This is a genomic window from Fulvimarina endophytica (genome assembly GCF_003403015.1).
Lineage (GTDB): Bacteria > Pseudomonadota > Alphaproteobacteria > Rhizobiales > Rhizobiaceae > Fulvimarina > Fulvimarina endophytica.
This window is the reverse complement of record NZ_QURL01000002.1, coordinates 460,379-479,496: the sequence shown is the minus strand read 5'-3', so window position 1 is coordinate 479,496 and position 19,118 is coordinate 460,379. Positions and strand designations below refer to the sequence as shown.

Sequence of the window (19,118 nt, the reverse complement as noted above, 5' to 3'; positions counted from 1 at the left end):
CTGGCTCAGAAGCACAGGGCCCAGCCATCGGAAAGGGCCTGCAACAGGATGTCCTCGCCATAGATCGCCCAGCCTGCGACGGCCGCGAACGTCACCCCGCCGAGAAGACAGAGGCCCAGGAGCGGCGCCCAGACCGGCAGGGCCGCCCCATCGCCGCTCTTGTCGGTCCGCATAACCATGGTGCACCCCTCGATGACGCGGCCGCTCGGCCGCCCGAATGTCCCGTCATGTTTCGAGGAACCGGTTATCATCATGGCAGCCTATGATCCAGACGCCGACCCCTCACATCTCCAATTGCGATTTCGCGATGGCCGGCCGAAGGTCCACCAGAGTGCCGTGACCAAAGGCTGCAGCCTCGGCGATCATGTGGAGATCGGACCCCGCGTTACCCTGCGCGAGGTCACGGTGGGCGCCTTCTCCTACTTCGAGAGCGGCGGCGAGGCCGCTTACGCCGCGATCGGCCGGTTCTGCTCCATCGCCCCCAATGTCCGCATCAATGCCCTCGCCCATCCGCTCGAACGCATCACCACCCACAAGATCGCCTATCGTCCGAACGAGTATTTCCGTTGGCGGCAGGTCGACCAGACCTTTCTCGACGAGAGGCGCGCAAACTCCGTGACCATCGGCAACGATGTCTGGATCGGCCAGAATGCCGTCGTGATGCCCGGCGTAACCATCGGCGACGGGGCGGTGATCGGGGCCAATGCCGTCGTCACGCGCAGCGTCGCGCCCTTCACGGTCACCGCCGGCGTTCCGGCCCGCCCGATCCGCAGGCGCTTTACGGACGATGTCTGCGACAGGATCGAGGCGCTCGCCTGGTGGGACTGGCCGAATGACGTCCTCTTCGAGGCGGTGCCCGACATGGCCGAACTGCCGATCCTCGCCTTTCTCGACAAGTGGGAGGCCTACGCGCCCGAGGCGTGAGTCGTCCGCCCCTCGCTGATCGCGAAATAGGTGAGAGCGGCTGCCGGCAGCCCGGCGCCGACCAGGCAGATCGCCGCCCAGCCGAAGTTCTCCAGAAGCGGACTCGCGAGCGAGGAGCCGAGCGCGCCGCCGAGGAAGAAGGTGGTCATGTAGACGGCGTTCAGCCGGTTCCGGATCGTCTCGTTCAGCTGGTAGATCTCGCGCTGGCCGAGGACGAGATTGGCCTGGACGCCGAGATCGATCACGATACCGGCGAGAAGCAGCGGCCAGAACACCGTCTTGCCGAACCAGGCGAGGACGAAGGCGGCGATCGCCAGCGAGATCGCGATCACCGTGCCGCGCCGGGCATGGCCGCGATCGGCGAGCCGCCCCGCCACCGGGGCCGCGAAAACGCCGAAGACGCCTGCCAGCGTGAACAGGGCGACGCCGCTCGATGTGAAGTTGAACGGCTCGCGGAACAGGATGATCGGCGCGGCGGTCCAGAACATCGAGAAGGAGGCGAACATCGCCGCATGGTAGAGCCCGCGCCGTCGCAGCACCGGTTCCTCGATGAAGAGACGGCCGAGCGAGGCGATGAGGTCGCCGTAACCCTTGCCCGCGCTCGGACGCCGCTCGGGAACGAGAAAGAGGCCCGCGACGAGGATCGCGCCGACGGCGAGACCCGACACGCCGAACACGCCGCGCCAGCCCAAATATTCGGCGAGAAAGCTCGCGATCGGCCGGGCGAGAAGGATGCCGCCGAGGAGCCCGGTCATCACGTTTCCGACGACGGCGCCGCGCTGGCTCGCCGGCGCGAGATTGGCGGCGAGCGGCACGATCATCTGGGCGGCGCAGGAGGTAATGCCGACGAGGAGGGTCATCGCGAAGAGCGCCGCAAGACCCGGCAGGAGGGCGAGCCCGGCAAGGCTCACGAGATTGAGGGCCGTCGTCGCGAGGATCAGCTTGCGGTTCTCGACGATATCGCCGAGCGGAACCAGAAGAACGAGGCCGATCGCATAGCCGACCTGCGCGGCCGTGACGATGAAGCTTTCCAGCGAGACCGGCAGCCCGGTATCGGCGCCGATCAGCGCGACCAGCGGCTGGGCATAATAGAGATTGGCCGCGAGCGCCCCGCAGGCGAAGGCGAAGAGGATGGTGAGACCGGTCCCGATGCCGCGAGCGCCATCCGGCTCGGCGATGGGAGCGTCTGCCGCGTCGGTGTTCTGGATCATGGCCCTGTCGATCTGCGTCGCGATGGCCGAAGGCTCTGCGCCGCGCTGGGAACCGAATTCAATGCGGTTGGGAGATAGTCCGCACGAAGGACGCAGGCAACGCGGTAGACGGTGAGTCCCCGCCTCGCGAACGCGGCTCGGTCCGTGCCCCGATCAAAAGGCGTACGGAACGATTGCAATCCCGACCATGAAACGGTTCTTGTTGCACGCCGAACCCTGAGCAGGAGCCCTTGCCGTGAAAACCCTTCCCATCTACCAGGTCGATGCCTTCACGCGCGAACTCTTCGCCGGCAATCCGGCGGCCGTCGTTCCGCTGACGGAATGGCTGCCCGACGAGACGATGCTGAGGATCGCGGCGGAGAACAATCTTTCCGAGACCGCCTTCTTCGTCCCGGCGGGCGAATCCCGATGGGAGCTGCGCTGGTTCACGCCGGCGACCGAAGTGCCGCTCTGCGGACATGCGACCCTCGCGACTGCCTTCGTCCTCACCGAATGTCTCGGGATCGAGGCGAGTTCGCTGACGTTCCAAACCCGTATGTCCGGCGAACTCCACGTCACCCGTGGCACGGACGGCCGCTTCGACATGCGGTTTCCCGCCCGCTCCTGGACGCCGCACGAAAACCATGACGGTCTCTCCGCCGCGCTCGGCACGGCCCCGAGCGAACTCTTCTTCACCATGGTCGAGGGCGAGACCTCCTTCCTCGCCGTCTACGAACGGCCGCAGGAGGTGCGCGATCTCGACCCCGACATCCGTGCGCTCGCGGCGGTGCGGTCGCGCAACGTGATCGCGAGCGCGCCCGGCAGCGACGTGATCGTGACGGCACGGGGCGAGTCGGCGGAGGCGGACGGGCTCGACTTCGTCAGCCGCATGTTCGCGCCCAATGCCGGTATCGACGAGGACCCCGTCACCGGATCGGCCCATTGTCTGCTCGCGCCGTTCTGGGGCGAGCGGCTGAGCAAGACGCAGCTCAGGGCAAGGCAGGTCTCGGAGCGTGGGGGCGATCTGTGGTGCGAGGTCGAGGACGGGACGGTGGTCGTGTCTGGCTATGGCGTTCTCTATCTCGAAGGGCGCATCAGGGTGCCGGACTGACACATGCGCCAGGCGGGTCATTCCTCCCCGATGGAGAACGGGAATGATCGCTTGCGCTTTCCCGCGCGCTCGGCCAAAGCGCTCGGATGCCTCTCGACATTCTCCTTCTCCTCGTCGCTGCAGCCTTCCTTGCCGGCTATATCGATGCCGTGGCCGGCGGCGGCGGTCTGATCACAATCCCGGCCCTCCTCCTGTCGGGCATGGACCCCCTGACCGTTCTCGGCACGAACAAGGTGCAGGGCGTGTTCGGATCGGCCTCGTCCACCATCGCGTATGCCGCGAAGGGGCATGTGGACCTGAAGAGCCAGTGGCCCGCCGCTCTCGCATCCGCCATCGGATCGGTGCTCGGAGCGCTCGCGGCCTTCGTGGTTCCGACGAGCGTTCTGGAGACGGCCCTTCCCTTTCTCCTCGTCGCGGTCGCCCTCTTCTTCGCCTTCCGCCCCGGCCTCGGCGATCTCGACCGGGAACGGCGCATCTCGCCCTTCCTGTTCATCGGCTTCGTCGTGCCGCTGATCGGCTCCTATGACGGGCTGTTCGGCCCCGGCACCGGCTCCTTCTTCATGATCGCCTTCGTCACGCTGGCGGGATACGGCGTCCTCAAGGCGACCGCCCATACCAAGCTTTTGAACTTCGCCTCCAATTCCGGCTCACTGGCGGTCTTCATTTTCGGCGGCGCGGTGATGTGGAGCGTCGGCCTGTCGATGGGCGTCGCCCAGTTCCTCGGCGCCCGGCTCGGTGCCGCGACCGCCATGCGCTTCGGCTCCAGGGTGATCCGCCCGCTCCTCGTCGTCACCTGTCTGGCGCTGGCGACGAAGCTGCTCATCGGATAAGCCGCACGGCATGTCGAAGCCAGCCGCCATCATGCTTCAGGGCACCGGATCGGACGTGGGCAAGTCCGTTCTCGTCGCCGGCCTCTGCCGCCTGTTCACCCGGCGCGGGCTCGCGGTGCGCCCGTTCAAGCCGCAGAACATGTCGAACAATGCCGCCGTCGCGCGCATTCCGGATACGGCGGAGTTCGGCGAGATCGGCCGGGCCCAGTGGCTGCAGGCGCTCGCCTGCCGCACGCCGGCCAGCGTCCTCATGAACCCGGTTCTCCTGAAGCCGCAATCGGAGACCGGCAGCCAGATCGTGCTGGCGGGCAAGATGGCCGGAACCGCCGGGGGGCGGGACTATCAGAGCCTCAAGGGCCGGTTTCTCTCGACCGTTCTCGAAAGCTTCGAGCGTCTCGGCGAAGAGGCCGATCTCGTCATCGTGGAGGGCGCGGGCTCGCCCGCCGAGATCAATCTGCGCGCCAACGACATCGCCAATATGGGGTTTGCGACGGCGGCGAAGGTTCCGGTCGTCCTTGTCGGCGACATCGATCGCGGGGGCGTGATCGCCTCGCTGGTCGGGACCCATACGATCCTCTCCGACGAAGACCGGGCGATGATCGCGGGGTTTCTGATCAACAAGTTTCGCGGCGACGTCTCGCTCTTCGACGAGGGGCTGACCGCGATCGAGCGCTTCACCGGCTGGTCTTCGCTCGGCGTCGTGCCGCACCTTGCCGCAGCGAGCCGGTTGCCGGCCGAGGATTCAGTCGCGCTCGAGCGGCTGGCGCAGGCCGAGGCCCGGCCCGGCGATCTCGTCGTCGCCGTTCCGCGCCTCGGCCGGATCGCCAATTTCGACGATTGCGACCCCCTCGCCCACGAGCCCGGCGTCTCGCTCGTCTTCGTCGCCCCCGGTGACCCGATCCCGGCCGAGGCGCGCCTCGTTCTCATTCCAGGCTCCAAGTCGACCATCGCCGACCTCGCGGCCTTTCACCGAAACGGCTGGGACCGCGACCTCGAACGCCATCTGGCGCGAGGCGGCCACGTCGCGGGCCTGTGCGGCGGCTACCAGATGCTCGGTCGCAGCATCGCGGACCCGGACGGCATCGAAGGCGAGATCCGCTACGCCGAAGGCCTCGGGCTTCTCGACGTCGAGACCGTCCTCGCGCCGACGAAAACGGTGCGAGAGGGCATCGCCCGCGATCTCGAAGGCCGGCCACTCCAGGGTTACGAGATCCATCTCGGCGAGACGACGGGGCCCGACCGCGAGCGGCCGGTCTGCGTCCTCGGCGGCACACCGGAGGGCGCGAGACGCGCGGACGGGCGGGTCTTCGGCACCTATCTCCACGGCATCTTCGCCAATGACGGCTTCCGGCGCGAGACGCTGCGGGCGCTCGGTCATGAGGTCTCGGGTGCCAGCTATCGCGAGGGCATCGAGACCGCGCTCGACGCGATCGCCGAGGCGCTCGAGACGGTCGTCGATTGCGATGCGCTCCTCGCGATCGCCAGACGGCGCGGCTGACGCGGGATCGGGCAGGATCGAGGCCCCGAAGGACGCGAACCGCCAAATCGCCAGCCGCGACCTCGCTTTCGCCGCATGCTTTCCGTTTGCTGCCGGCCGAGCGAGCGGATAGGATCGAAGATCATGAGCAACATCGCCACAGGGCGGCCCGGCCGCTTCGCCATCCTTGCCAATCCGACGCGCTTTCTGGAGCTTTCCGGCAAGGTGCAGCCCTGGGTCTACGGGGCGGCGATCGCGTTCGTCCTCGCCGGGCTCGGCCTCGGCTTCCTCGCGCCCGAGGATTACCAGCAGGGCGCGACGGTGCGCATCATGTTCATCCATGTGCCCTTCGCCTGGCTCTGCATGATGATCTGGACGGTGATGGCGGTTTCGGCCCTCGGCACCCTCGTCTGGCGCCACCCGCTCGCCGATGTCTCGATCAAGGCGGCCGCCCCCATCGGCGCGGTCTTCACGGTGCTCGCCCTCCTCACCGGATCGATCTGGGGCCGGCCGATGTGGGGCACGTGGTGGGTCTGGGACGCGCGGCTGACCTCGGTCTTCGTCCTCTTCATCATGTATCTCGGCCTCATCGCGCTGACGCGCGCGCTGGACGAGCCCGGCAAGGCGGCACGTCCCGCCGCGATCCTCGTCCTCGTCGGATGGGTGAACATTCCGATCATCAAGTTCTCGGTGGACTGGTGGAACACGCTGCACCAGCCCGCGAGCGTGATCCGGGCCGACGGCCCCTCCATGCCGCCCGAATTCCTGACGCCGCTTCTTCTGTCGGCCGCAGGCTTCACGCTGCTCTTCTTCGCGCTGCACCTCACCGCCATCCGCACGGAGATCCTGCGCCGGCGCGTCGAGGCCCTCTCCAAGCTCGCGGCCCGCAAGGCCGAGCGCTCTGATGCCGGGGTGGCGTCGTGAGCGGGGCCTATACCGGTTTCATTCTCGCGGCCTACGGCTTCTCGGCCCTCGCCATCGGCGGCCTTGGCCTGTGGACCTATCTCGATGCCCGAGCCCAGCGCCGGGCCCTCGCCGATCTCGATGCCCGCGGCATCAGGCGCCGGTCGGACGGCTCGGCACGCAGCGACACACAGAAAGGCGCGGCATCCCGATGACGCCGAACGACGACACCCGGGCGAAGAAGTCCGCCCGCAGGCGCGGACTTCTCGTCGCCCTGCCGCTCCTCTGTTTCGCAGGGCTCGCCGGTCTCTTCTTCTACGCGCTCCACCAGAACCAGCTCGGCCGCGACATCACCGAAATCCCCTCGGTTCTCATCGACAAGCCGGCGCCCCGGACGGTCCTGCCCGCGCTGGAAGGCGTCCAGACGGCCGACGGCACACCGCTGCCCGGGCTCGACATGACGGCACCCCACGACAAGCCGATGCTGGTGAACGTGTTCGCCTCGTGGTGCGGCCCGTGCCGCCAGGAGCATCCCTTCCTGATGGAGCTTGCCAAGGACGACCGGCTGGACCTCGTGGCCATCAACTACAAGGACAAGCCCGCGAATGCGCGCGGCTTCCTCTCAGCCCTCGGAAATCCGTTCTCGGCGATCGGCGTCGACCAGAAGGGCGCGGCGACCATCGACTGGGGCGTCTACGGCGTTCCCGAAAGCTTCCTCGTCGCGCCCGACGGCCGGATCGTCTACAAGCAGACCGGACCGTTCTCAGAGCAATCCTATCGCGAGAAGTTCCTGCCCGCACTCGAGCGGGTCCTGAACGGAGAGGCCGCCTCGCCCTCCGCCCCGACGAGTTGAGGCGGGAACCGGAACGGATCCCGATCGGCAGGGCCTTGCGGGATCGCGAACGAAACAGCTCGCAGGGAACCCGGACGCCCGTCCGGGCGCTCGCAGCTCCCTGGCGCGACGCGAGGCGGATCAGCCCGCCGTCTCGGCTTCCTGTCTTGCGGCCAGAAGGGCGTTGACGAGACCCTCCGGCGTCGAGGGCTTCGAGCAGAAACACGCATTGGGATAGCGGTTCGAGATCTGGGCCGGATCGAGATGACCGGAATGGAAGACGATCGGGATCTCCCGGTCGCGGATCACGTCGGCCACGGGGAAGACGTCACCGTCCTCGAGGCGCACGTCGAGAATGGCGATGTCGAAGCATGACCCGTCGACCGCCACTCTCGCCTCGCGGGATGTCGCGAACGGTCCGATCACCTCGGCGCCCTCGAATTCCACGGTATCGGTGATATCCATCGCGACGAGCGCCTCGTCCTCGGCCACGAGGACCCGAAGGCCTTTCAGGGTCTCGATGCTCATGCGGCGTAAGGTATGGCAAGTGTCATGCGACGCTCCCGATCGGTCCGTTCGACCTCGTAACTAGCGCGCAACTGGGTGATGGAGAACTCCACGAGGCGCGAGCCGAACCCCTTCACCTTGCCGTCCTCTTCCGGCTGCGGCGTCTTGAAGCGTTCGCGCCAGTCGACGAGGATCTGATCGTCCTGCGACACCGACCATGTCAGGCTCAGCCCCTCGCCGTCCTCGCCGAGCCCTCCATACTTGGTGGCATTGGTCGCCCATTCGTGGAAGATCAGCGCGAATGCCGTGAGCTTCTCCACGCCGATGACGAGTTCGGGCCCCTTCACGACGACATTGTCGCCATCACGGAAGGGTTCGAGGATCGACTTGGCGAGATCGGACATCATCACGCTCGTCGAGCCGCGGGTGGCCTGGGTCAGCGAATGCGCGTTGCCGAGGGCGGTGATGCGGGCACGCACGGACCGCGCCATCTCGTCGACGTCCGAAGCCGTGCGGGCGGCCCCCGTCACCATGCTGGAGATCACAGCGAAGAGGTTCTTCACCCGGTGGTTCATCTCGTGCAGCAGGAATTCGCGCTGCTCGGCCGAACGGACCTCGCGCGTGACGTCGATCGAGACGCCGAGGATCCGGCCCTTCCCGGAACCGGCGATGTAACGCCCGAAGCCGCGAAGGCTGATGGAGGAGCCGTCGGGACGCTCGACCCGGAACGTCTCCTCGAAATCGCTCTGTCCCTCGACGGCCGCGCGAAGCGCACGCTCGACCGCCGGACGATCCTCCTCGGCGATCCTCGCCATCATCTCGGACAGATCGTTCGCCTCCATTCCGAAGAATCGAAGTTCCGTCTCGTCGGCGAGCACGGTGCCGTCGTCGATGCAATACTCCCAGATGCCGATGCCGGCGATGACGCAGGCGAGCCGCAACCGCTCGCGCTGCTCCTCCAGCGCCGCCTGGATATCCAGAACCTCCGTCACATCGGTGAGGACGATCGTCGCGCCGTCCACCGTGCCGTCGAGAAGGAGGTAGGGCATGACCCGCATCGAATAGCGCCGCGAGCCGTCCTTCAAGGCGATGGTGCGGATGGCAGGGTCCCTCCCGGCCAGGACGGCGCGCGCATCGGCGAGGAAACCGTCATCGGCCAGGTGGCTCGCGACATCGGAGAGATACCGTCCCCGGTCTCCGTCACGTAAGGGGAAGACCTCGAGCGCTGCATCCGTGAAGTTCCGGATGCGCAGATCGGAGTCCACGACGACGACCGCGAGCCGCGTCGATTCGAGGAAGTTGCGAAGATCGGAATTGGCGATCGAGACCTGGTCGACCTTCGACTTCAACTCGTCGTTGACCGTCGACAATTCCTCGTTCGTCGACTGAAGCTCCTCGTTCATCGACATCATTTCTTCGTTGGAACTCTTCAGTTCCTCGTTCGCGGTCTCCAGTTCCTCGACCGCGCCGCGCAGCTTGTGCCGCGTGACCCTCAGTTCTTCCTCCAGTTCGTGGGTCGCGTCCTCGGTGGAGCGCAGTTCCGCCATGTCGTCGTCGTCGGAAGGATCGAAGCCCGCTTTGTCGCGGAAGACGACGAGAGCGGTCCCATCCGGCAGGGGGTCGGCGATCACATCGAGCTTCTGGCTGCCGAATTCGGCCCGCACCGTCACATCGCGCGCGATCGTCCGGCTCCGGTCGTCGACCGCCTGCCGGATCAGGGTCGGCAGGACTTCGCGCAAGCCGGGGCGGGCGACGGTGGTGACGACGATGCGCCCGGAATTCGTGCTCGGGAATTCGAGATATTTGGACAGCCGTCCGGTGGACTGAAGCATGTCGCCATCGCGATTGCAGACGACGCTCGCAGGAGCGTAGCGATCGAGAAGGCGCCGGGCCGGCGCGCTCTCCTCGGTCAGCCTCTGGGGCGAGTCGTCGCCGGAATCGCGGTTCGGCGAACTGGAGCCGCGCCGATCGGGAGCGAGGCGGATCGGATAGGGCGTGCGCCCTTCGAGCCGGCGGAAGATCCGGGCCTGCCGGTCGATATCGGCGAACATGTCCTCATGGCGCCCGATGCTTTCCGAAGGCCCGAGAAACAGCGTTCCGCCCGGCTTCAGGGCGTAGTGCAGGATCGGGAAGACCTGCCGCTGCAGTCGCTCGTCGAAATAGATCAGGATGTTGCGGCAGGAGATCAGATCGAGGCGGGAAAAGGGCGGGTCCTTGATGAGGCTGTGAGAGGAGAACCGGATCATGTCCCGGATCTTCCCGCTCATCTGGAAGTAGCCGTCATGGGCGATCGTGTAGTTCTCGCGCAGGTCCTCCGGGATGTCGGCCATCGCCGAGGAGGGATATTTGCCTTCGCGCGCCGTCGCCAGCATCCGCTCGTCGATATCGGTCGCGAAGATCTGGACATAGGGGCGGTCGCGCCGGCCCCGGAGGGCGTCCGCGAAGAGGATCGCGATCGAATAGGCCTCCTCGCCGCTGGAGCAACCCGGCACCCAGATCCGGATCTCCTCCTCGGCCTCGGCCCCGTCCACCAGCGGCCTCACGACCTCCCGGTCGAGAACCTCGAACATCTCGGAGTCCCGGAAGAAACGGGTGACGTTGATCATCAGGTCGCGGAACAGGGCGTCGCATTCTTCCGAGGAGCCGCGAATTCGCTCCAGATAACGCTGCGGCGTCTCGATGCCGAGAACCTTCATGCGGCGCTCGATCCGCCGCACCAGCGTCGTTCGCTTGTAGCCGGAGAAATCGTGTCCGATCGCCTCGCGCAGGGCCCCGCACATGTCGTCCACATGGTCGGCGACCACGGACGCGGCCTCGTGCCTCGGCCTGTCGGTTCCGCCGGTCTCGAAGAAGGCCCGCAGGCAGTCGAGGATCGCGGACGGAGAGCGGACGAAATCGACGAGACCGGTGCCTACCGCCGAAACCGGCATGCCGTCGTATTTCGCCGTATCGGGGTCCTGCGCGATGCAGAGACCGCCATATTCCTTGATGGCCCTGAGGCCCGTCGTCCCATCGGCGCCCGTGCCCGACAGGATCACGCAGGCCGCGTTCGGGCCCTGGTCCCTCGCAAGGGATTCGAAGAAGTCGTCGATCGGACGGCGCAGGCCGCGCGGCTGCGAGAATTCCGTCAGTTCGAGCCGGCCGCCGAGAATCTCGAGCTTCTTGCCGGGCGGAATGACGTGAACCTCTCCGGGCCGCACGTATTCGCCGCCCTCGATCTGCCGCACGGGCATCGAGGTGCATCGCCCGAGCAGTTCGGCAAGCAGGCTCTGATGCGTAGGATCGAGATGCTGGACGATGACGAATGCGAAAGCGGTATCGATATTGGTCTCGGTCAGCATCTCGCGGATCGCCTCGAGGCCACCCGCGGAGGCCCCTACCCCGACGACGGGGACAGCGACCCTAGTCTGTGCGTCCAAATTTCCGGATCCTTCTGGAACTATCGGCCTGAGACATAAAAGCAGGCCGCTCCTGTCACAAGCCGCACGCCGCACTAACATGTCGCACCCATGCCATTGGGCAATCGGACAGTGTCCGTTCGGCGTCAGAGGATCGGCTTGTCAGCTAACGATCGATGTTCGCCAAAAAAAGGAAATACCATGGATTCCAGTCTCGAAACCTCGCTGGCGAAGTTCGCCGAGAACGCGCGGGTCGCGGTCACGATCGCCGAGGCGGGGGCGCCCGACCTGCCGCTCAACCTCGTCAACCCCCGCTTCTGCGAGCTTTCCGGATACGAGGCGGACGAATTGATCGGCAAGAACTGCCGGCTTCTGCAGCGCGACGAGCGCGACCAGCCGGGCCGCGAGGAGATCAGGGGCTTCCTCAAGAACCCCGCCTCCCAGACGATCCGCACGACGCTTCTCAACTTCCGCAAGGACGGAACGCCCTTCATCAACCTCGTCCTGATGACGAAACTGCTCGATGCACGCAATCGCGTTCGATTCATCTTCGCCTCTCAATTCGACGTGACACGGATCACCGAGCGCGAGATGAACACCCACGAGGAGAAGCTCGTCGGCGATGTCGAGCGGATGGGATCGATCGTTCGCGAGCATCGGCACATCATGAACACGTCCTACGACACCATCGCCAATTCGATGGCGCAGATCGCCAAGTCGCGCCTCGCCCTCGACGAAAGTCGCTGACCGGTCCGGCGGCCGCGACAGGCCTTTCCCGTGACCGCCATCTCAGCCACCCTTACGACCAGCAGCTTTCGATCTCCTGACAAGTCGCAGCGATGACGTCGAATGCAGAACCCCGCAAGACCGGGGCTTCGGCCATGTCGCGGGGGTTTCTTGCCTGAAGACCCGGTTCCGGCCCTTGCCTCACCCGGCCGGGTGCCGAAAACATGTCTCGTTCATGCGATCCGCCCCGTGGGTCGCATTCAGGCAGGAGACGGAAGAATGAGCGCTCATGCATCGGGCCGGACGGGCTGGACCCGTCTCAACGTCCTTCTTCACTGGGCCGTCGTGCTGCTCATCCTCGCCCAGTGGATCGAGGCCGAGTGGATGGAAACCCTGTGGGACAGCGTCACGGAAGGCGAACAGATCGGAACGACCGGTCTCGTGCTCGGCTACACCCATATCGTCTGCGGCACCTTCATCCTCGCAGCCGCTCTCGTCCGCCTCCTCGACCGGTTCGTGAACGGGCGTCCCCCTTATCCCGCGAGCAATCCGAGTTGGACGATGTGGCTGTCGAAGATCACCCATTTCGGGCTGTACGGGATCATCATCGTCATGCCGGCCCTCGGCCTTGCCGCGTGGTGGACGGGCAATGACGAATTCGCCCACTGGCATACGCGCCTCTGGGACCCGCTGCTGATCCTCGCCGGCCTGCATATCCTCGGCGCCCTCGCCGAACACTTCTATTTCCGGACCGATTCGCTCGCCAAGATGGTTCCGGGCCTGTCGGAGCCGAGGGGCGGCGGACGAAACGATCTCGCCTAGACCGGTCCGTGTGACGCCTATGCGGCAGGAATTCCGCAGAGGGTCCTGTGCAGGCGCTTACCAGAAATCCGGGATCGCCTCGCTGAGATGGCCGCCGAGGCGCAAGGGCGCGACACGTTCGGCAAGGCCGGTGCGATCGGACAGGTCGACGGCGAGGCCGCAGATGGTCGCAGCACCGCTCGCGGCCTCGAACCGCCCCTTGGGAATCTTGGTCACGAAGCGGTTGAGCGGCTCCTCCTTGTCCATGCCGAGGGAGGAATCGTAGTCGCCGCACATGCCGGCATCGGACTGATAGGCGGTGCCGCCGACCAGGATCTGGTGATCGGCCGTCGGGACATGGGTGTGTGTGCCGACGACGACGCTCGCCCGTCCATCGAGGAAATGCGCCATGGCCTGCTTCTCGCTGGTCGCCTCGGCGTGGAAATCGACGACGATGGCGTCGGCCTGCGTCCCGAGCGGGCAGGAGGCGACGAGATCGTCGGCGCAGGCGAACGGATCGTCGAGATCGGGCGCCATGAAGACCCGGCCCATGATGTTGGCGACGAGGACGCGCGCCCCGTTCCGCGCGACGAACAGTCCCGAGCCGGATCCGGGCGCACCCTTGGGATAGTTGAGGGGGCGGAGGAATTGCGGCTCCTGCGGCGCGAACTGGAGTGCCTCGCGCTGATCCCAGACATGATTGCCGGTGGTGACCACGTCGGCGCCCGCATCGATCGTCGCCTGGAAGATCTCGCGGGTGATGCCGAAGCCGCCGGCCGCGTTCTCACCGTTCACCACGACGAAATCGAGACCGTGATCGTGGACGAGGCCTGGAAGGCGGTCGAAGACGGCCGTGCGCCCCGTGCGCCCGACCATGTCGCCCAGAAAGAGAAATCGCATTCAACCGCTCCGGCCCGGATATCGAGGCGTCGAGCCATGAACCATTCCGCCGCGCCCTGTCGACCCCTCGGCGACGGGGCGCGGCGGAAAGCCCGCAAGATTCTCTTTGCCGCCCCACGAGAGCGGCCCGGGCTGCCGGCCCAAACCTTCGCCGCGACGTTCAGGCGCGACGCAGGCTCATACCGAGGATCGCCCGTCGAGACTCGAGACCCTCGGGTCTCAGCCGTGCTTCGCCTTGGCATCCTGGAGCTTGTCGAGGGCGCGCTTGACGGCCGGGCGCCGGCCGATCCGCTCCACCCAGTCGGCGAGCGCGTCGTATTTCTCGGTGCCATGGCCGGAGAGTTCCTTCAGGCCCGACTTCGCCCAGCTCCAGTTGATCATGTCGGCGATCGAATAGTCGCCGGCGAGCCATTCGCCGGACTGCAACTGGCGGTCCAGAACGCCGAGAACGCGCACCGACTCCTTGCGATATCGCTCGATCGCATAGTCGATCTTCTGGTCTGAATGGTTATTGAAGTGGTGGTACTGGCCGATCATCGGCCCGGTATTGCCCACTTGGAAGAAGGTCCATGCGAGACACTTCGCGCGCTGCGGCGAGGTGCGCGGCAGGAACTGATTGTTGATTTCGGCAAGGTAGACCATGATCGCGCCGGACTCGATGACCGTCTCGGCATAGCCGCCGCGGGTCCGCTCGACGAGCACCGGGATCTTCTCGTTGGGATTGAGGGCGTTGAAGCTGTCGGCGTGCTGCTCGCCCGAGCCGATGTCCACCATGTGCAGCTGGTAGTCCATGCCGCACTCTTCCAGCATGATGATCGGCTTTTCGCCGTTCGGGGTGGTCCAGGTATACAGTTCGATCATGGATTTGCCCTTTATATCGCCGCGTTCACGTGGTGCTTGAGCACAAAGATTAGGGCGCCCATCGCCCGAAAGAACAGGGTCGCGGCAGGGCGCAGCGCGACGGAACGAGGACAAGCGGCATGACGACACGGCGGGACATCCTGCGAACCATCTCGATCGGCATGGTGGCCATCGCCGGGCTTGGGCTTGCGGCATGCGCGGGCACGCCGGGCTCGGTGGATATTTCCGGAACCGAGGCGAGGCCGGTGGATCGCGGCTATGCGCTGAGGAGCGTCAATTCCCTGCGGGCGCAGAACGGCCTGCCCGCCCTCTCCTATTCCTCCCGTCTCGACGAGGCCTCCACCCGTCAGGCACGGGCGATGGCCGCGCGAAACACGATGAGCCACACGCTCGAAGGCAAGGTGTCGGATCGGGTGACCCAATACGGCTACAGCTGGGGCGCGGTCGCGGAGAATATCGGCTACGGCTATCCCGATACGCGGAGCGCGGTCGCCGGCTGGGAGAATTCGCCGGGCCACCGCAAGAACATCCTCAATCCGCGCGTGACCGAGATGGGTTTCGCGATGGCACAGGGCCCGAATGGCATACCCTACTGGGCGATGATCTTCGGCACCGAGGCCAAGCGCATGCTGGTCGCGCGCTAGAGCCTCCTTTGAGCGCATCGGATGGTCAAGACCGGCTCCGCCTTTCGGTCCGATGCTCCGACCGTCAGGTCCGCGAACGCGGCTCGATCACGCCGGCCTCCGTCACGACCGCGTCGAGGAAGTGGTCGTGGGACGCCATGGGCGCCTTCTCGATCTCCTGAACGGCGAAGGCGGTGCCGACGAGGCGAGGCCTTGCGCCGTCCGTCTCGAAGCGCTGGATCGCCCGGTCGTAGAACCCGCCCCCATAGCCGATGCGCCCGCCCTGCCGGTCGAAGGCCGAAAGCGGCACGAGCATGATCCCGGGCACGAGAACGGCGGCGTCCGGCCCGGGCGCGACCGTGCCGAAGCCCTGATCGACGAGTTCGGCCCCGCGCTTCAGTTCCCGAAATTCGAGCTCCTTGTCGACGATTGCAGGGACGCAGAGCCGTGCACCATGATCGGCAAGCGCGGTCATCAGGGGGCGCAGGTCGACCTCCGAACGGATGGGGAGAAAGCCCGACACGATCCGTCCGCGAACCGCATCGGCGAGGAGTGCCGTGCCGTGGGCCGCGATCTCGAGCGAGGCCTCGATCCGGGCGGTCTCGTCCATGGCATCACGCCGGGCGAGCGCTTCCATACGCAGTCGCTTCTTGATCGCCTTCAGGTCCGACATCTGCGCTCCTCCGCTTGCTGGAGGGCAGAGGGTAAGGCATCGCGGGCGGTTCTCAAATCGGAAGCGATCGATGCGCCCGATGACCCAACCCGCCCTCGCCCAGCCTATCCGCTCGCCGCGCTCACACGGATGGGCGGGGCGCCCGGGACACGCCGACGGTGTTCGAAATGTCGAAAGGAAAAAGCGGCGAGCCACCCGGCCGATGGTCGAAGTCGATCCCGGGAACCTACAAAGTAGGTGGGCGCCATATGCCCCGACCCACGGGCCGAGACAGGGACAGCTCCCAAAGGAATGACTAAGGCCCCGGGGAATAGTTACGCCTGTCGCACCGCGCAGCCCGCCTGAACGAGATATAGACCCTGGCACCCCTTTGCGAAAGAGGACGGGATGCGAAATCGATGTTTGCCGGCGAACTCGCTTTATTTCGCCATGCGATGACCCCACATCGCACCCGAACTTGAAGATCAGCGCGAGGCCTCGTCCGAGATCCGCGCCAAGACCAGCGAACCCACGGAACGAATGACATGATGGATAGCCACAAGCCGGACCAGATGTACGGAACCACGATCGTCACGGTGCGCAAGGGCGGCAAGGTGGTGGTCGCCGGCGACGGTCAGGTCTCCCTCGGCAATACGATGATCAAGGGCAATGCGAGAAAGGTGCGCCGGATCGGCAAGAACGGGCAGGTGATCGCCGGGTTCGCGGGCGCGACGGCCGACGCCTTCACGCTTCTCGAACGCCTCGAGGGCAAGCTCGAACAATATCCCGACCAGCTGATGCGGGCCTGCGTCGAGCTCGCCAAGGACTGGCGCACGGACCGCTATCTGCGCCGGCTGGAAGCGATGATGATCGTCGCCGACAAGACGGTGACCCTGACGCTGACCGGAAACGGCGACGTGCTCGAACCTGAGGAAGGCGTCATGGCCATCGGTTCGGGCGGCAACTACGCCCTCGCCGCGGCCAAGGCGCTCGCCGACACGGACTTCGATGCCGAGGAGGTCGCGCGGCGGGCCATGAAGATCGCCGCCGAGATCTGCATCTACACCAATGCGAACGTCATCGTGGAAACGCTGGACGAGTGATCCCGCCCGCCGCGCATGCGCGCGGGCGGGCCGGGCCTTGAGGCGGGTCTAGCGCTCGCGCATGTGCGGCAGCGCCCACCAGGGCGTCCACGGGGCGATGTGATGCTCGTGGTGATAGCCGAAGTGAAAGCAGGTGAAGAGCGAGGCGAGATAGCCGAACTCGTTCGAGCGGGCATTGTGCGCGTCGGCGAAATGCCCCTCCTCCTCGTGCCGGTGGGGCCGGTAGGTGCCGAAATAGAAGAGCTGGAGCGAGGAGAGCAGCGAGGGCATGCCGTAGAAGAGGACGACGTTCTCGACCCTCGCTCCGAGGACGACGAGATAGGTCGTCACCACCGTCGAGACGAACAGCACCGAGCGCAGGCCGAAATAGCGCGAGAAGAAGGTGCGGAACCACGGCCAGAAGTTCTCCGGATCGTCGGCGAAGAAGTCGGGATCGGCCTCCGTTCCCGGCGCGTCGTGGTGGGAGAAATGCGCGTCGCGAACCTTCCGCCACGCAAAGCCCGCATACACGAAGAGGATGAAGGCGCCGATCGCCCCGTTCAGCCGCCTTCGCCCGGGTGCGAGCGAGCCGTGCATCGCATCATGGGCGACGATGAAGAGTCCCACCGTCAGCCAGCACTGGACCGCGGTGATCAGGGGCACGAAGGCAAGGGTCGACGCCGTGATCTCGAAGAAGAACACCGCCGCAATGTGAATGGCGAACCAGGCCGAGATGACGCAGACGCAGAGCGTGAGGCCGATCGCCGCCTGAAAGGGACGGATCTTCGGCGCCCGCGCGGCGAGCGTTCGTTCCGGCGCGCCGGATGTCGCGGCAGGGTCTCGGATCTCTGTGGTCATAGCCTTACAGATAGACCAAGATCGCGGATCTCCGTATCGTTCGCCGGCTGCCTCGCCGCGTCAAAACGTCCGGCATGGGCTTCGATGCGCGACCGGATCAGGAGATCGTGGACGAGTTGCGCGGCCCGTGCCGCACCGCCCGCCCGGCGGATCTCGGCGCGCATCGGTGCCGCCCTTTCCACATAGCCGGCGCGCTCATCGAGAAGGCGAGTCAGAGCCTCCTCGATCCTGCGCCGGGTGGCCCTTCGGGCCGGGATCGTTTCGCCGATCCGGTGATGGCGGATGCGGGCCCCGTTGCCGGGCTGGTCGTAGCCGACCGGCAAGGCGAGCATCGGGGTTCCGGTATCGATGCAGTCGAGAACGGTGTTGAGCCCGCCATGGGTCACGCAGAGATCGGCGCGCGACAGGATCGAGCCCTGGTCGACGAAATCCGTCACCCAGTCCGCCCCGATCCTCGCCGCATCGGATGGGCTGAGGCCTCCGCAATGGGCAACGAGAAGCTGGGCGCCCGCGGCCCGGCAGACCGAGGCGATCCTCTCGAACAGCCAGCGACGATGCCCCTGCATGGTCCCGAGGGAGGCGAAGACGAAGGGACGTGCCGGATCCACCGCAAACGCATCGAGACCGGGATGGGCCTCGCGGTGCTGCGAACGGATCGGACCGACCGGCGTCAGGCCCGCCGTCGGCGGACGGGGAAAATCGAAGCTTGCGGGCGCCTGCGCCAGTCTGAGGCTCCGGGAGAGGCAGGCGGTGTCGTCGGCGATCTCGCCGAGCCCGAAGCGCTGTGCCCAGCGCGAAATGACGCGGCGCTGGCTGCCCATCAGAAATCCGCCCACCAGTTCGCCTCCGCGATTGCGGGCAAGCCCTCGCTCGCTCGGATCGTAGGCCCAGCCGAGAAAGGGGAGCGGCATCGCGGGATCGCGCTCGATCGGCAGGGCGGCCGCGAGCGAGACGTGCGGAAGGCCGAGAAAGGCCGCGACCAGCCCCGCCGCCGGCTCGAACTCGTCGCCGACGACGAGATCGATCCGCTCGCGCCGCATCACGGCAGGCGCGGCGGCACAAAAGGCGTCGGTCGCGCGCGCCCTGTCGGCGACGGTGCGCAGAATGCCCGTGAGTCCGGTGCCGCTCGCAGCGGCCCGGCCAGCCAATCGCCGCCCGAACACTCCGCCCGCCTTGCGGCCGACGAAGATCGTGCGGAAGTGAGTGGAGCGCATCTCCCCCGCGCCCTCGGGGACCAGGAACACCGGTTCGTGCCCCATGGATGCAAGTTCCTCGCCCAGCGCCTCGAAGGCACGCAGATGGCTGTAGAAGTCGGGGCAGACGAAGGCGATACGCGCCAAATTCCCTAGTTCCTTCAAGGCGATTGAATCGACGCCGGGGAGGCGACGGGCCGCCCTCATCGACCTATCTTAGCGCATCGAGGGGTTTTGGCGACGCGCAAGG

20 protein-coding genes and 1 other RNA gene are annotated in these 19,118 nt (G+C 66.3%); 11 read left to right on the top strand and 10 right to left on the bottom strand.

Features of this window, described 5'->3' with window-relative positions:
* Window positions 1-5: 5 nt before the first annotated feature.
* Window positions 6-179, bottom strand: a complete 174-nt coding sequence (locus DYI37_RS19920) for a hypothetical protein (protein ID WP_158555095.1) — start codon at window positions 177-179, stop codon at window positions 6-8.
* A 73-nt stretch (window positions 180-252) separates the two neighbouring features.
* Between DYI37_RS19920 and DYI37_RS05700 the strand changes: the two genes are divergently transcribed.
* Entirely contained in the window at window positions 253-924 is a 672-nt protein-coding gene (locus DYI37_RS05700) for a DapH/DapD/GlmU-related protein (protein WP_116682223.1), read from the top strand.
* Here DYI37_RS05700 and DYI37_RS05695 read toward each other — a convergent pair.
* A complete protein-coding gene (locus tag DYI37_RS05695) occupies window positions 906-2,135 on the bottom strand; it encodes an MFS transporter (RefSeq protein WP_116682222.1) in 1,230 nt (409 codons plus the stop codon). The two genes, DYI37_RS05700 and DYI37_RS05695, sit on opposite strands and share 19 nt — an antisense overlap.
* Window positions 2,136-2,370: 235 nt before the next feature.
* On the opposite strand from DYI37_RS05695, the gene DYI37_RS05690 reads away from it, so the two are divergent.
* From DYI37_RS05690 to DYI37_RS05665, 6 genes are all read left to right on the top strand, one after another.
* Window positions 2,371-3,225, top strand: a complete 855-nt coding sequence (locus DYI37_RS05690; protein WP_116682221.1) for a PhzF family phenazine biosynthesis protein — start codon at window positions 2,371-2,373, stop codon at window positions 3,223-3,225.
* An 86-nt stretch (window positions 3,226-3,311) separates the two neighbouring features.
* Window positions 3,312-4,055, top strand: coding sequence for a TSUP family transporter (locus DYI37_RS05685; protein ID WP_116682220.1), 744 nt, complete (start codon window positions 3,312-3,314; stop codon window positions 4,053-4,055).
* Window positions 4,056-4,065: 10 nt separating this feature from the next.
* A complete protein-coding gene (locus DYI37_RS05680; protein WP_116682219.1) occupies window positions 4,066-5,553 on the top strand; it encodes a cobyric acid synthase in 1,488 nt (495 codons plus the stop codon).
* Window positions 5,554-5,676: 123 nt separating this feature from the next.
* Window positions 5,677-6,456 (top strand): heme ABC transporter permease, encoded by a 780-nt coding sequence (locus tag DYI37_RS05675; RefSeq protein ID WP_116682218.1) that lies wholly within the window; start codon window positions 5,677-5,679, stop codon window positions 6,454-6,456.
* Window positions 6,453-6,650, top strand: a complete 198-nt coding sequence (gene ccmD / locus DYI37_RS05670) for a heme exporter protein CcmD (RefSeq protein WP_116682217.1) — start codon at window positions 6,453-6,455, stop codon at window positions 6,648-6,650. The genes DYI37_RS05675 and ccmD overlap by 4 nt, the downstream gene beginning before the upstream one ends.
* Complete coding sequence (locus DYI37_RS05665) at window positions 6,647-7,288, top strand: DsbE family thiol:disulfide interchange protein (RefSeq protein ID WP_116682216.1); 642 nt, start codon at window positions 6,647-6,649, stop codon at window positions 7,286-7,288. The genes ccmD and DYI37_RS05665 overlap by 4 nt, the downstream gene beginning before the upstream one ends.
* A 120-nt stretch (window positions 7,289-7,408) precedes the next feature.
* Here the strand turns inward: DYI37_RS05665 and DYI37_RS05660 are convergent, their stop codons facing one another.
* Both DYI37_RS05660 and DYI37_RS05655 read right to left on the bottom strand, forming a co-directional pair.
* Entirely contained in the window at window positions 7,409-7,795 is a 387-nt protein-coding gene (locus DYI37_RS05660) for a response regulator (RefSeq protein ID WP_116682215.1), read from the bottom strand.
* The gene (locus DYI37_RS05655; protein ID WP_199520083.1) at window positions 7,792-11,193 is read right to left on the bottom strand and encodes a CheR family methyltransferase; all 3,402 of its coding nucleotides are present in this window, start codon (window positions 11,191-11,193) and stop codon (window positions 7,792-7,794) included. Before DYI37_RS05655 ends, DYI37_RS05660 begins: the two co-directional genes overlap by 4 nt.
* 180 nt (window positions 11,194-11,373) lie before the next feature.
* Here DYI37_RS05655 and DYI37_RS05650 point away from each other — a divergent pair, with 180 nt between their 5' ends.
* Both DYI37_RS05650 and DYI37_RS05645 read left to right on the top strand, forming a co-directional pair.
* Window positions 11,374-11,919 carry a PAS domain-containing protein gene (locus tag DYI37_RS05650; RefSeq protein ID WP_158555094.1) on the top strand — a complete coding sequence of 182 codons (546 nt, stop codon included), beginning with the start codon at window positions 11,374-11,376 and terminating at the stop codon, window positions 11,917-11,919.
* 258 nt (window positions 11,920-12,177) lie between these two features.
* Complete coding sequence (locus DYI37_RS05645; protein ID WP_158555093.1) at window positions 12,178-12,720, top strand: cytochrome b; 543 nt, start codon at window positions 12,178-12,180, stop codon at window positions 12,718-12,720.
* A gap of 57 nt (window positions 12,721-12,777) precedes the next feature.
* On the opposite strand, the gene DYI37_RS05640 is transcribed toward DYI37_RS05645, so the two are convergent.
* Complete coding sequence (locus tag DYI37_RS05640; protein ID WP_116682211.1) at window positions 12,778-13,599, bottom strand: TIGR00282 family metallophosphoesterase; 822 nt, start codon at window positions 13,597-13,599, stop codon at window positions 12,778-12,780.
* Between the two features lie 219 nt (window positions 13,600-13,818).
* Window positions 13,819-14,460, bottom strand: a complete 642-nt coding sequence (locus DYI37_RS05635; RefSeq protein WP_116682210.1) for a glutathione S-transferase N-terminal domain-containing protein — start codon at window positions 14,458-14,460, stop codon at window positions 13,819-13,821.
* Between the two features lie 119 nt (window positions 14,461-14,579).
* On the opposite strand from DYI37_RS05635, the gene DYI37_RS05630 reads away from it, so the two are divergent.
* On the top strand, window positions 14,580-15,104 hold the full coding sequence (locus tag DYI37_RS05630) for a CAP domain-containing protein (protein WP_116682209.1): 525 nt from the start codon (window positions 14,580-14,582) through the stop codon (window positions 15,102-15,104).
* Window positions 15,105-15,168: 64 nt separating this feature from the next.
* Here the strand turns inward: DYI37_RS05630 and DYI37_RS05625 are convergent, their stop codons facing one another.
* Both DYI37_RS05625 and ssrS read right to left on the bottom strand, forming a co-directional pair.
* Window positions 15,169-15,756, bottom strand: a complete 588-nt coding sequence (locus tag DYI37_RS05625; RefSeq protein WP_116682208.1) for a 5-formyltetrahydrofolate cyclo-ligase — start codon at window positions 15,754-15,756, stop codon at window positions 15,169-15,171.
* Between the two features lie 184 nt (window positions 15,757-15,940).
* A non-coding RNA gene (ssrS, locus tag DYI37_RS05620) (6S RNA) lies at window positions 15,941-16,098 on the bottom strand.
* A gap of 185 nt (window positions 16,099-16,283) precedes the next feature.
* Between ssrS and hslV the strand changes: the two genes are divergently transcribed.
* Complete coding sequence (gene hslV, locus DYI37_RS05615; RefSeq protein WP_116682421.1) at window positions 16,284-16,838, top strand: ATP-dependent protease subunit HslV; 555 nt, start codon at window positions 16,284-16,286, stop codon at window positions 16,836-16,838.
* A gap of 48 nt (window positions 16,839-16,886) precedes the next feature.
* On the opposite strand, the gene DYI37_RS05610 is transcribed toward hslV, so the two are convergent.
* Together DYI37_RS05610 and DYI37_RS05605 are read right to left on the bottom strand one after the other, a co-directional pair.
* Window positions 16,887-17,675, bottom strand: a complete 789-nt coding sequence (locus DYI37_RS05610; protein WP_116682207.1) for a fatty acid desaturase — start codon at window positions 17,673-17,675, stop codon at window positions 16,887-16,889.
* Entirely contained in the window at window positions 17,672-19,015 is a 1,344-nt protein-coding gene (locus tag DYI37_RS05605) for a glycosyltransferase (RefSeq protein WP_158555092.1), read from the bottom strand. The genes DYI37_RS05610 and DYI37_RS05605 overlap by 4 nt, the downstream gene beginning before the upstream one ends.
* Between the last annotated feature and the right edge of the window lie 103 nt (window positions 19,016-19,118).